At 74.7% G+C, this 12,739-nt stretch carries 11 protein-coding genes and 2 tRNA genes; 10 read left to right on the top strand and 3 right to left on the bottom strand.

What is annotated here, in order from left to right; translation table 11 throughout:
* Positions 1–199: 199 nt before the first annotated feature.
* Complete coding sequence (locus EF903_RS17770) at positions 200–1,849, top strand: long-chain fatty acid--CoA ligase (protein WP_125544301.1); 1,650 nt, start codon at positions 200–202, stop codon at positions 1,847–1,849.
* Between the two features lie 18 nt (positions 1,850–1,867).
* Here EF903_RS17770 and EF903_RS17765 read toward each other — a convergent pair whose 3' ends face one another.
* From EF903_RS17765 to EF903_RS17755, 3 genes are all read right to left on the bottom strand, one after another.
* Positions 1,868–2,443: an antibiotic biosynthesis monooxygenase gene (locus tag EF903_RS17765; protein ID WP_125544299.1), complete on the bottom strand. Its 576-nt coding sequence runs from the start codon at positions 2,441–2,443 to the stop codon at positions 1,868–1,870.
* Positions 2,444–2,456: 13 nt separating this feature from the next.
* A complete protein-coding gene (locus EF903_RS17760) occupies positions 2,457–5,876 on the bottom strand; it encodes a PAS domain-containing protein (protein ID WP_125544297.1) in 3,420 nt (1,139 codons plus the stop codon).
* A gap of 119 nt (positions 5,877–5,995) precedes the next feature.
* Positions 5,996–6,421 (bottom strand): SSI family serine proteinase inhibitor, encoded by a 426-nt coding sequence (locus EF903_RS17755; RefSeq protein WP_125544295.1) that lies wholly within the window; start codon positions 6,419–6,421, stop codon positions 5,996–5,998.
* A gap of 200 nt (positions 6,422–6,621) precedes the next feature.
* On the opposite strand from EF903_RS17755, the gene EF903_RS17750 reads away from it, so the two are divergent.
* From EF903_RS17750 to EF903_RS17710, 9 genes are all read left to right on the top strand, one after another.
* Positions 6,622–6,712: transfer RNA gene (locus EF903_RS17750), tRNA-Ser, on the top strand.
* Positions 6,713–6,999: 287 nt separating this feature from the next.
* Positions 7,000–7,072: transfer RNA gene (locus tag EF903_RS17745), tRNA-Arg, on the top strand.
* A gap of 103 nt (positions 7,073–7,175) precedes the next feature.
* Positions 7,176–7,610, top strand: a complete 435-nt coding sequence (locus EF903_RS17740; RefSeq protein ID WP_185902707.1) for an Lrp/AsnC family transcriptional regulator — start codon at positions 7,176–7,178, stop codon at positions 7,608–7,610.
* A complete protein-coding gene (locus tag EF903_RS17735; RefSeq protein ID WP_125544291.1) occupies positions 7,607–8,482 on the top strand; it encodes a DUF2797 domain-containing protein in 876 nt (291 codons plus the stop codon). Before EF903_RS17740 ends, EF903_RS17735 begins: the two co-directional genes overlap by 4 nt.
* Positions 8,483–8,578: 96 nt before the next feature.
* Positions 8,579–8,917, top strand: coding sequence for an antibiotic biosynthesis monooxygenase (locus EF903_RS17730; RefSeq protein WP_312845937.1), 339 nt, complete (start codon positions 8,579–8,581; stop codon positions 8,915–8,917).
* Complete coding sequence (locus tag EF903_RS17725) at positions 8,901–9,821, top strand: amidohydrolase family protein (RefSeq protein WP_125544287.1); 921 nt, start codon at positions 8,901–8,903, stop codon at positions 9,819–9,821. The genes EF903_RS17730 and EF903_RS17725 overlap by 17 nt, the downstream gene beginning before the upstream one ends.
* Positions 9,822–9,919: 98 nt before the next feature.
* Positions 9,920–10,690: a response regulator transcription factor gene (locus EF903_RS17720; RefSeq protein ID WP_125544285.1), complete on the top strand. Its 771-nt coding sequence runs from the start codon at positions 9,920–9,922 to the stop codon at positions 10,688–10,690.
* A 47-nt stretch (positions 10,691–10,737) separates the two neighbouring features.
* Positions 10,738–12,342, top strand: coding sequence for a cell wall metabolism sensor histidine kinase WalK (locus EF903_RS17715; RefSeq protein ID WP_125544303.1), 1,605 nt, complete (start codon positions 10,738–10,740; stop codon positions 12,340–12,342).
* 25 nt (positions 12,343–12,367) lie between these two features.
* A partial coding sequence (locus tag EF903_RS17710; RefSeq protein WP_125544283.1) for a glycosyltransferase occupies positions 12,368–12,739 on the top strand: 372 nt, incomplete at its 3' end.

The raw sequence follows: 12,739 nt of genomic DNA, 5'->3' as shown, positions 1-12,739 counted from the left end.
CCCCCCCGCCTGCCGCCTGCCGTCTTGTGCGGGTGCACCGTTCGCGGCCCTTCCGCCTGTGCGCCCGTCCATGCCCCGGCCGCCACAGGGTCGGCCCGCCGTGTTCGCTCCTTCCAGGTAGTGACATGCCGCGCGGTACGTGCGCAGAATCGGCAGACTCGAAGCCGCCGCAGCGCCGCAGCGCCCACGGGAGGACGCTTTGCTGAGCACGATGCAGGACGTACCGCTTCTCATCAGCCGGATACTCCGCCACGGGATGACCATTCACGGGAAGTCCCAGGTGACGACCTGGACCGGGGAGGCGGAGCCGCACCGCCGCAGCTTCGCCGAGATCGGGGCCCGCGCCGGGCGCCTCGCCCACGCCCTGCGGGACGAGCTCGGCGTCCGGCAGGACGACCGTGTGGCGACGCTCATGTGGAACAACTCGGAGCACGTCGAGGCGTACTTCGCGATCCCGTCCATGGGCGCGGTCCTGCACACGCTCAACCTGCGGCTCCCCGCCGAGCAGCTGGTCTTCATCGTCAACCACGCGGCCGACCGGGTCGTGCTGGTGAACGGGACGCTGCTGCCGCTGCTCGCCCCGCTGCTGCCGCACCTGCCGACCGTCGAGCACGTCGTCGTCTCCGGCATCGGCGACCGCTCCATGCTCGACGGGCTCGACGTGCGCGTCCACGAGTACGAGGAGCTCCTCGAAGGCCGCTCCGCCGACTACGCCTGGCCCGAGCTGGACGAGCGCCAGGCCGCCGCCATGTGCTACACCTCCGGCACCACCGGGGATCCGAAGGGCGTCGTCTACTCGCACCGCTCCGTCTACCTGCACTCCATGCAGGTGAACATGACCGAGTCGATGGGGCTGACGGACAAGGACACGAGCCTCGTCGTCGTCCCCCAGTTCCACGTCAACGCGTGGGGGCTGCCGCATGCGACCTTCATGACCGGCATCAACATGCTGATGCCGGACCGCTTCCTCCAGCCCGCCCCGCTCGCCGAGATGATCGAGCGGGAGCGGCCCACGCACGCCGCGGCCGTCCCCACCATCTGGCAGGGCCTCCTCGCGGAGGTGGCGGCGAACCCGCGGGACCTGTCCTCGATGCGCCAGGTCACGATTGGCGGTGCCGCGTGCCCGCCGTCCCTGATGGAGGCCTACGACAAGCTGGGCGTGCGCCTCTGCCACGCCTGGGGCATGACCGAGACCTCCCCGCTGGGGACCATGGCGCACCCGCCGTCCGGGCTGAGCGCCGAGGAGGAGTGGCCCTACCGGATCACGCAGGGCCGCTTCCCGGCAGGCGTGGAGGGCCGCCTGGTCGGCCCGGGCGGGGACGTCCTGCCGTGGGACGGGGTCTGCGCAGGTGAGCTGGAGGTGCGCGGCCCCTGGATCGCGGGCGCCTACTACGGCGGCGTGTCCGGTGAGCCGATCCGGCCCGAGGACAAGTTCAGCTCCGACGGCTGGCTGAAGACCGGCGACGTCGGCGTGATCAGCCCGGACGGCTTCCTCACCCTGACCGACCGGGCCAAGGACGTCATCAAGTCGGGCGGCGAGTGGATCTCCAGCGTGGAGCTGGAGAACGCGCTCATGGCGCACCCCGAGGTCGCCGAGGCGGCGGTCGTCGCCGTCCCCGACGACAAGTGGGGCGAGCGGCCGCTGGCCACGGTGGTCCTGAAGGAGGGAGCCACCGCCGACTACGCGGCGCTGCGGGAGTTCCTCGCCCGGTCCGTCGCGAAGTGGCAGCTGCCCGAGCGCTGGGCGTTCGTCCCGGCCGTCCCGAAGACCAGCGTGGGCAAGTTCGACAAGAAGGTGATCCGCAGGCAGTACGCGGACGGCGCGCTCGACGTCACCACCCTCGGCTGAGCCGCCGCCGGGGCGGGGTCAGGCCCGCGTCAGCCACGGCCGGAGCAGGCGGCTGACGGCGGGCATGGCCACGTAGGTCATGAGGGTGCTGAAGACGGCCGCGAAGGCGGCCGTCCGCAGCACGAGGTGCAGGTCCACCAGATACGGTCCGATCAGTGCGTTGCCCGCGAGCGAGATGGGGAAGATCGCCAGTCCCGAGCTGACCGCCATCTTCCATCGCGGCGGAGCGGGCCGGGTCGTGCCCGGTTCGGCGAACCAGGTCTCCATGCCGTGCAGTTCGCGCCGGGCCGTCTCGGTGTGGCGGTGCCCCTCGCAGTTCGCGAAGAACGCGGCCCGCTCCGGCGAGTCCTGCCAGCGCCGGAACGCCTCCTGGTCGCGGAAGCGGTGCACGAGGAACCAGGGTGCGCCGTCCCGCGACGGGCGGAACAGCCCGTACCCGAGGTGCCCCGGAAAGGCCGCGGCGGTCTCCAGGATCGCGCGCGCCCACGTCTCGAAGGCCTCCTCGTAGCCCGGCTCGACCTGGCGGGCTATGAGGAGGCTCACCTCCCCGTTGTCGGCGGGGACGGTGCGCTCGGACGTGTCGGTGAGGGCCATCGGGCCAGGATGGCTAGTTCGCGCCGATCTTGGCGAGCAGGTCCACGATGCGGCCCTGGACGTCCGCCGTGGTGGCCCGCTCGGCGAGGAAGAGCACGCTCTCCCCGGACGCCAGGCGCGGCAGCGCCTCCGGTTCGATGCCGGCAGCCGTGTAGACGACCAGCGGGGTCCTGCTGAGCAGGCCGTTCGCACGCAGCCAGTCCACGATGCCGGCCCGCCGGCGGCGGACCTGCATCAGGTCCATGACCACCAGGTTGGGACGGGTACGGGCGGCCGTCTCCGCGGCGTCCGTGTCGGCGCCCGCACGTGCCACCTGGAGCCCGCGCCGCTCCAGCGCGGCCGTCAGCGCGGCCGCGATCTCGTCGCGCTCCTCGATCAGCAGGACCCGCGAGGGGTGCTGCTCGCTGTCGCGCGGCGCGAGTGCCTTCAACAGCACGGCCGGGTCCGCCCCGTACGCGGCGTCGCGCGAGGCATGGCCGAGTCCGGCGGTCACCAGGACGGGCACCTCGGCGGCCACCGCGGCGGAGCGCAGCGACTGGAGGGCGGTCCGGGTGATCGGCCCGGTCAGCGGGTCCACGAACAGGGCGGCCGGGAACGCCGCTATCTGCGCGTCTACTTCCTCGCGGGAGTGGACGACGACGGGGCGGTAGCCGCGGTCGCTGAGCGCCTGCTGCGTCTGCGGGTCAGGCGCGGGCCAGACCAGCAGACGGCGCGGGTTGTCCAGCGGCTCGGGCGGCAGCTCGTCGTCGACGGGCGGCGGCGGCACGGGCCGGTTGACGACCTCGACGGCCCCGCCGGGCCCGTCCAGCGGCTCGGGGCCCTCGGCGGCGCCCGCCTCGGGCGCTCCTATCGCGAAGGCGCGGCCCTGCGGGGCGGGCTCGGCGAGCCGGCGCCGGCGGCCGGAGCCGCCCGTACCGGTGGCGTCGGGCGCCGTGCCGGCAGCGGCGGCGGGGTCCACCGCGATGCCCTGGCCGATGGTCCCGAGGGCGCGCACGCTGATGGGCCGGCCCGGCTCGGCGGAGGCGTCCTGCGGCTGCCGCTCCGCGGGCACGGCAGGCCGGCCGGCGGAGTCGTCGCCGTCGGGTGCGGCCGGTGCACCGGGAACCGGCCAGGCGGACGGGGCAGGGGGCTCGGCCAGGCGCCGCCGCCCGGTCGGCGGTACGGCCGCGTCCGCACCGGCGGCGGGCTGCTCGGCGGGGCTGCCGGCGGGGGTCCCGGGTGTGCCGAGGGTACGGCGGGCACGCCGGCCGGCCGGAGTGTCGCCCTCGGCGGGTGCCGGTACGGGCCCGGGCGCGCCGGCCGCGGCGGAGCCGGCCGCGGCACCGGCGGCGGGCTTCGGAGCCTGAGCGGCATCGCCGTTCGCGGGGGCGGCGGCCGGACCCGCGGGCGGCGGCGGGAAGCCGGGGGCGCCGGACGGTGCCGGCGGCGTCGGGCCGGGCGGCAGCGCGAAGCCGCCTTCGGGTGCGACAGGACGGGCGGGGGCGGTCGCTGCGGCGCCGGGCCCGCCCGGGACGGCCGGGCCGAGGCCGGTCGCGGGAACGGGGCCGCCGGGTCGTGCGACGGCCGCGGAACCCAGGGCGCGGCGGCGGCCCGCCGGGTGCTCGGTCACCGGAACGGGCGGCACGGCGGGCACGGGCGGCAGCGCGGGCATCGCGCCGCCCTGCGGGGGCACGGGCCGGGCGTCGCCCTCGGGGCCGTTGTCGCCGTCGCGGCCGCGACGGCGGCCGGTGCCCAGGCCGGCGGGGTTGACCGGGGACTGCGCGAGGGCAGCGGGGCCGGCCGGGGCGGCGTCCGAGGCCGGGGACTCGCTGCCCCGGCGGCGTCCGGAGGGCAGGGCGAGCGCTCCGCCCGCGGCGGGCTCGTCCCGGTCCTCCAGGAAGGCGTCGACCCCGCGGCGGCCGCGGCGCCCGGTCCCCCGCCCGGCCTGCGGCTCCGGCTCCGGTTCGGGCTCGGGCTCCGGCTCGGGCAGGGTCACCGTCCCGGCACCCGATCCGAGCGGCAGTTCCAGGACGTAGGCGCCGCCCGGCGCCCCGGGGACCTCGACGGTCTGGAGCACGCCCCCGTGCGCGGTCACGATGCCGCGCACGATCGGCTCGTGGACGGGGCTGCCGCCCTCGTACGGTCCGCGCACCTCGATGCGGACGACCTCGCCCCGCTGGGCCGCGGCGACCACGATCGTGGCGTCGCCGTAGCCGCTGCCCTGGGGGGTCTTCCCGGTGGCGTCCACCCCGGCGACGTCCGCCACGAGGTGGGCGAGCGCCGTCGCGACGCGGTCGGCGTCCACCTCGGCCTCGATGGTCGGCGCGTGGACGGCGAACTGGACGCGGCCCGGGCCGATCAGCTCGACGGCCGCGTCGACGCCGGCCGCGACGACGCCGTTCATGAGGACGTTCTTCTTCCTCAGCTTCTCGCTGCCCGCGTCGAGGCGCTGGAAGCCCAGCACGTTGTCCACGAGGGCGGTCATCCGCGAGTACCCGGCGGCCAAGTGGTGCAGCAGCTGGTTGGCCTCGGGCCACAGCTGGCCCGCGTCGTCGGCGGCCAGCGTGGCCAGCTCGCCGCGCAGCTCCTCCAACGGCCCGCGCAGGGAGTCGCCGAGGACGGCGACGAGCTGGGCGTGGCGTGCGGCCAGGGCGTCGAAGGGCCGGCGGTCGGTGAAGGTCATGACCGCGCCGACGAGCATGTCGCCGTCGCGCACGGGGGAGGTGGTCAGGTCGACGGAGACCGGCTGCCCCGCCTTGTTCCACAGCACCTGCCCGCGGACGCGGTGCTTGCGGCCGCTGCGCAGCGTGTCGGCGAGCGGCGACTCCTCGAAGGGGAACGGGGAGCCGTCGGCGCGCGAGTGCTGGATCAGGGCGTGCAGCTCCCGGTTGCCGAGGTCGGTGGCCCGGTAGCCGAGGATCTGGGCGGCCGCGGGGTTGACCAGGACGACCCGGCCCTCCGTGTCGGTGCCGACGACGCCCTCGGCGGCGGCGCGCAGGATCATCTCGGTCTGCCGCTGCGACCGCGCGAGCTCGGCCTCGGTGTCCACGGTCTCGGACAGGTCCCGGACGACGAGCATCAGCAGCTCGTCGCCGGTGTACGAGGGCTGCGGCTCGCGGTAGGCGTCGCGGCCGTCGAGGTGGGCGTGGGTGACCTCGACGGGGAACTCGCTGCCGTCGGTGCGGCGGGCGACCATCCGCTTGGGCTTGGCGCGGCCGCCCTCGCCGTCGCCGGGCCGGCGCATCGAGCCGGGGATCAGCTTGGAGTCGAAGTCGGGGAAGAGGTCGAGCACGCCGCGGCCCACCAGGCCGGTGCCGGGGCTCTCCATGACTTCCAGGGCGATCGAATTCGCGTTGACGACCGTGCCGTTGGCGTTGACCAGCAGCAGCGCATCCGGAAGCGCGTCGAGTATTGCTGCGAGGCGAGCAGCGCCCCGGGATGGCCTGCTGCTCACGACGAGCTTCCTCCCTGACCAGGACTACCGGCATGTCACGGGAGGAGTCTAAGGGCACCGCCCCGCCGCGGGGTGGCCGATGTCGGGGCGGCCACCCCGGCACTCGGCATCGTCCCAGGTCAGGACCGCCCCGCCGGAAGCACAGGTTCCAAGTTGTTCCAGCGGGCGATCTCGCATCCGTTCGTTCGCCGGAACGTGGCATTCACCTTCTGTCCGCGCCACGTTCCGGTGATGCGTGCGGTGGCGGGCCCGCCGTCCTGCAGGGTGCACATCTGCCGCTTGGGTTCGGCGGCGAAGGGATCCGAGCCGTCCTGGGCGAGGCGGTCGAGGCGGGCGCACGCCCGGTCGCGTTCGGGGTGGTTCCCGCCCGTGGGGCGGCATTCGAGGACGTACTCCCCCTCCGCCCGCGGGTTGCCGGTGGCGGACACGGCGATGGTGAGGCGGTCGGGGCTGTTCAGCAGTCTGCTCAGGGGCAGCGGGGGCAGCGGGCCGGCGGCCGTCGTGGCCAGGACGGAGGTGACGGCGAAGGCGGCGAGTCGCAGCATGGGGCACTCCAGGTCGTCCGTACGTCGTGCACCGGTACCAACGACGGGCCCGCGGGGCGCGTGACGGCCGCGGCGGCTGTGTGCCGGGAGTGATTAAGGCTTTGCCCTGTGACCGGCTGTCCTAGTACCGTGGGAGCGGATTGGTGACCGGCCCCGCGCCTGTGTCATCATCTGCACGCACCCTCTTGCGGGGGTGTGCTGGAGGCGTCGCCTAGTCCGGTCTATGGCGCCGCACTGCTAATGCGGTTTGGGGCTTACCCCCCATCGAGGGTTCAAATCCCTCCGCCTCCGCAGCCACGAAGCCCCGGTCCCCACGGACCGGGGCTTCGCTGCTTTCCGGGTGCAGCCGACGGCCGCACGGGCGGCTCCCGAGCGGCGCCCCCGGGAGGTGTCCCCGGGAGGCGCCCGAAACCGGGGGCCGGCCCGGTCCGCCCGGTCCGCCCCTCCGCCCGGATGATCGCCCTCCGGCTGTTTTCGCAGGTCAGAGCCGGTTTGGTTAACGGATTTCGCGTCCCGGCAAGGTCCATGTATTGTTGTTCTCGCAAGGCCAACGGGGCGAAAAACCCCGAGAAGCCCAAGCACTCGTAGCTTAACGGATAGAGCATCTGACTACGGATCAGAAGGTTGCAGGTTCGAATCCTGCCGAGTGCACAGACCAAGAGGCCCCCCGGTTCACCGGGGGGCCTCTTGCGTTGATCATGTAGCGTCGGCGCACGCAGGCGGTCGGGCGTGCGGGCCGCGGGAGGGACACCAGGTGGACGACATCGACCGGGCGCTCGTCCGGAACCTGCAGGAGGACGCCGGCCGGTCGTACGCGGCACTCGGCGCGGCCGTGGGCCTGTCCGCCGGGGCCGCCCACGAGCGGGTCCGCAAGCTGCGCGAGCGGGGGGTCATCCGCCGGACCACCGTCGACGTGGACCCCGCCGCCGTCGGCAGCGGGGTGCTGGCCTACGTGATGGTCGACGCCAACGCCTGGATGGGGGACTCCGCCGCCGCGTTCGCGGCGATCGCCGAGATCCAGGAGGCGCACGTCATCGCGGGCAGCGCCTCCGTCCTGGTCAAGGTGCGCACGGCCACGACCGAGCAGCTCCAGGACGTCCTGCGCCGCCTGTACGCCATCGACGGGGTCAGCGGAACCCAGGCCACCGTCGTGCTGGAGACCTTCTTCGAGCGGCCGGTCCCGCTGTGACCTGGCGGTGCACCGGGATCCGCTGGAGCGGAGGCCGACCCGCCGTCGGCTGGATCGCGGACGGCCGCGGCGAGCGCACCAGCCCCCTCCGGTACGGCGCCGCGCTCGCCTTCGCCGCCCGCGGAGAGCGGCGCTGCCTCGGCGTCCGGCGGGCCGGGAAGCGCACGCCGTGCCCGGCGGGCGCCGCCGTGCCCGCCGCCGCCGGGAACGCCCAGTGCCCCGAATGCGCCCGCCTGGACCGGTCGTTCTCGGTGGCGGCGGACACCAACGCCGGGGATCCCCGCCCCTACCGCGTCTACCTGGCCTGGTTCGGGCCCGGGCTGGCCAAGGTCGGGATCACGGCCGAGGAGCGGGGCGCGGCCCGGCTCCTGGAGCAGGGGGCCGTGGCATGGGCCTGGCTCGGCCGCGGCCCGCTGATGGCGGGCCGGCGCGCCGAGGAGCTGCTGCGGACCGCGCTGGGCGTGCCCGACCGGATCCCGTACGCCCGCAAGCGCGCCGTCCGCAGCCGGCTGCCCGCGGCCGGCGACCGGGCGCATGCGGTCGCGGCACTGCATGCGGAGGCGGCCGCGCTGGAGGGTTGGCCGCAGTCGCTGGAGCGCCTGCCGTGCGAAGTCGTCGACCACGCCGCGGTGTTCGGACTGGACGGACTGCCCGATCCCGCCCGCGTGGTCACCGCGATGGCGCCCGGAGGGGCCGTCGCCGGCCGGCTTGCCGCCGCGGCCGGCCCCGACCTGCACTTCTCCGACGGGCTCGTCCTGGACACCCGCCTGCTCGCCGGTTGGGAACTCGTCCCCGCCGGCGGCCGCTCCACCGACGTGCCGGCGGTCGCCGTGCCGTCCGAAAGCGGCGCCCGCCAGGACGGCCTCTTCTGACGGGAGCCGGGGCGGGAAGGTCAAATCTTGGATCCCTTCCGACCGCCGGCCCCTTTTTCGATGGACACGGAGCGGACCCGCGCAGAGGGTGGGGGCATGACCGCCACACCCGTACCCGCATTCGAACCGCCCTACGTCATGGCCGTGTTCACCTCCCTCCGCACACCCGACGACAGCGGCTACCCCGAGACCCTCGCCCGCATGTCGGAGCTGGTCCGGGAGATCCCCGGCTTCCTCGGACACGAGTCCGCCCGCACCCCCGGCGGCCTCGGCATCACCGTCTCCTACTTCCGCGACCACGAGGCGCTCGCCCGGTGGCGCCGCGAGGAGGAGCACCGGGCCGCCATGGAGCAGGGCCGCCGCGACTGGTACGAGAGCTACACCCTGCACGTCGGGACCGTTGAGCGGAGCCACGGGTTTGACCGCGACGCCTGACGCGGTGCGCGCCTTCCGGGAGCGGCTCGGCCTGCCCGCTCTGGTCGACGTGCACACGCACTTCATGCCCGAACGGGTCCTCGCCAAGGTGTGGGACTACTTCGACGCGGCGGGCCCGCTCACCGGCGTCGCATGGCCCATCACCTACCGGCACGAGGAGTCCCGCCGGGTCGAGCTGCTGCGGGAGTTCGGCGTCCGCGCCTTCACCTCCATGCTCTACCCGCACAAGCCGCAGATGGCCGCCTGGCTCAACTCCTGGTCGGCCTCCTTCGCCGCCCGCACCCCCGACTGCCTGCACACGGCCACGTTCTTTCCCGAACCAGGGGCCGCGGACTACGTCCGGCAGGCCGTCGGGGCCGGGGCCCGCGTCTTCAAGGCACACCTCCAGGTAGGCGGCTACGACCCGAACGACGCACTGCTCGAACCGGTGTGGGGCCTGCTCGCCGAGGCGGGCGTCCCCGTCGTCGTGCACTGCGGGTCGGGGCCCGTGCCGGGCAAGCACACCGGGCCCGGCCCCGTCGCCGCACTGCTGGCCCGCCACCCCCGGCTCGCGCTGATCGTCGCGCACATGGGCATGCCCGAGTACGGCGACTTCCTGGACCTCGCCGAGCGCCACCCGGGGGTGCACCTGGACACCACGATGGCCTTCACCGACTTCTCGGCGCAGTTCGGCACCTTCCCGCCGGGCGACCTCGGGCGCCTCGCCGACCTGGGCGACCGGATCCTGCTCGGCACCGACTTCCCGAACATTCCCTACCCGTACGAGCACCAGCTCGACGCCCTGGAGCGGCTCGGCCTCGGCGACGCCTGGCTGCGCGCCGTCTGCCACGACAACGGGGCCCGCCTCTTCGCCCTGGACCGCCCGGGCCCGCCGGCCCGGGCGGGGCGCCACGGCGCGGGCTGACGCCCCGGAGGAGCGGCCCGGACGGCCCGCGGGCGTTTCTCAGGGAATTCACAGACAAGGGCAAGAACGCTCTCAGAGGCGGCCGGGACGGTGGTCGCATGACTGCGACGACCACCTCTCCCGCGTCCGCGTCCACCGGTCACTCCGCCGCTCTGGTGCGGCCCGACGGAGGGCCCTGCCGGGTCCTCGTCGTCGACGACGAGGCGCCCCTGTCCGAACTGCTCTCCATGGCGATGCGCTACGAGGGCTGCGAGGTCCGCAGCGCCGGCGACGGGGCGGGTGCGGTGCGCGCCGCCCGGGAGTTCCGGCCGGATGTCGTCGTCCTCGACGTCATGCTCCCCGACATGGACGGGCTGACCGTCCTGGGGCACCTGCGGCGCGAGATCCCGCAGGTCCCGGTGCTGTTCCTGACAGCCAAGGACTCAGTGGAGGACCGGATCGCGGGCCTGACCGCGGGCGGCGACGACTACGTCACCAAGCCGTTCAGCCTGGAGGAGGTCGTCGCCCGGCTGCGCGGCCTGGTCCGCCGCTCGGGGACCGCGCAGGCCGCCCGCGGCGGCTCCGTGCTGTGCGTGGGCGACCTGCTGCTGGACGAGGACAGCCACGAGGTGTCGCGGGCAGGCCGGGAGATCCGCCTGACCGCCACCGAGTTCGAGCTGCTGCGCTACCTGATGCGCAACCCGCGGCGCGTGCTGAGCAAGGCGCAGATCCTGGACCGGGTGTGGTCGTACGACTTCGGCGGCCAGGCCAACGTCGTCGAGCTGTACATCTCCTACCTGCGGCGGAAGCTGGAGAGCGGGCCCGGCCTGCCCCCGATGATCCACACCAGGCGCGGCGCCGGCTACCTGATCAAGCCGGCCGATCTGTGACGGGGCGGGCCCGCACGCGGCCGGGCCGCGGTCCGGTCCGCAGCCTCCTGCGGGGCGGACGCACCTGGTCGCTGCGGGTCCGGCTCGTCGTCTCCGCGGTGTCGCTGATCGCCGTCGTCGGCGCTGCCATCGGCACCGTCACCACCCTCGCCCTGCGCTCCTACCTCGTCGACAAGGTGGACCAGCAGCTGCGGATCAGTGTCGACATGGCCGGCCCCAAGGGGCCCGGCGCGGGAAAGCCCGGCCGTGACGCCCTCTGGTTCGTGGTCGCGCCCGGCACCCCGCTGGGCGCCGTGGGCATCCGCACCGAGGCCGACGGCACCGTCCGCGGTGCCCATCTCTCCGCCTCGGGCGGGCCCGGAGCCGACCACCGGCGCACCCTCACCCAGGCCCAGACCGACGCTCTCGCCCGCGTCGCCCGCAAGGCGGCCGGGGCCGGGCGGCCCGCCCCCGCCGACCTGGACCTGCCGGGGCTCGGCGGCTACCGGGTCCTCGCCGCCCCCGACGGGAGCATCGCCCTCGGCTACCCGCTCGCCGAGGTCGACTCCACCGTGAGCACCCTGGTCGCGGTCGAGGTGTGCGTCACCCTTGCCGGGCTGATCGCGGCCTCTCTCGCCGGCCAGGCCATGGTCGGCGTCGCCCTGCGCCCGCTGCGGCGGGTGGCCGCCACCGCGACCCGCGTCTCGGAACTGCCCCTGCACAGCGGCGAGCCCGCCCTGCACGAGCGGGTTCCCGACGCCGAGGCCGATCCCCGCACCGAGGTCGGCCAGGTCGGCGCCGCACTCAACCGGATGCTGGGGCATGTCGCCTCTGCCCTTACCGCCCGCCAGCAGAGCGAGATGCGGGTCCGGCAGTTCGTCGCCGACGCCAGCCATGAGCTGCGGACCCCGCTCGCCTCCATCCGCGGGTACGCGGAGCTCACCCGGAGGGGGAGGGAGGAGCCCGGCCCGGACACCCGGCACGCGCTGGGCCGCATCGAGTCCGAGGCCACGCGGATGACCGGGCTCGTCGAGGACCTTCTCCTACTGGCCCGGCTCGACGCGGGCCGCCCGCTCTCCCTGACCGACGCCGACCTGGCCCCTCTCGTCATCGACGCTGTCGGCGACGCGCGCGCCGCCGGGCCCGGGCACCACTGGCGCCTCGACCTCCCCGACGAGCCGGCCCCCGTCCGGGCCGACCCCGCCCGGATCCAGCAGCTCCTGGTCAACCTCCTGGCCAACGCCCGCACCCACACACCGCCCGGAACCACCGTCACTGCCCGTGTTTCACGTGAAACAGCGGCGGTTTCACGTGAAACATCCACCGAAGCCGGCCACCCGGAGCCCGTCGTCCTCCTCCGGGTCGAGGACGACGGACCCGGCATCCCCGCCGAGCTGCTGCCCCGGGTCTTCGAGCGGTTCGCGCGCGGCGATGCCTCCCGCTCGCGGACCGCGGGCTCCACCGGCCTGGGGCTCGCCATCGTCGCGGCCGTCGTCACCGCACACGGCGGCCGCGTCACCGTCCAGAGCCGGCCCGGCCGGACCTGCTTCGACGTCGTCCTGCCCCTTGCCGCCGAGCACCACCCCACGGACCCGGCGGACGAGGCCGCCGGGGCCCCGGCCGCCCCGGCACCGCACTCACAGACGGGCCACAGGCTCACCACACAGCGGTGACAGCCCGCCCGGCCAGGCTCCGGGCATGCCAACCGACACTCCCGCCGGCACCCTCCCGGCACGGACGCACCTCGCGGCCGTGCCCGGCGAGCCCGTCCTCGACGTGGTGGTCCCGGTGTTCAACGAGGAGACGGACCTGGGCCCCTGCGTGCGCAGGCTCCACGACCACCTCGGCCGCACGTTCCCCTACTCCTTCCGCATCACGATCGCCGACAACGCCAGCACCGACGCCACCCCCCGGATAGCGGCCGACCTCGCCGCCCGCCTGGACGGCGTACGCAGCGTCCGGCTGGAGGAGAAGGGCCGGGGCCGGGCCCTGCGCACCGTCTGGGCACGCTCCGACGCACCCGTGCTCGCCTACATGGACGTCGACCTCTCGACCGACCTCAACGCGCTG

The organism is Streptomyces sp. WAC05292, assembly GCF_003949955.1.
Lineage (GTDB): Bacteria > Actinomycetota > Actinomycetes > Streptomycetales > Streptomycetaceae > Streptomyces > Streptomyces globosus.
Note: the sequence above shows the minus strand (reverse complement) of the source record. Positions and strands in the feature narration are given on the sequence as shown.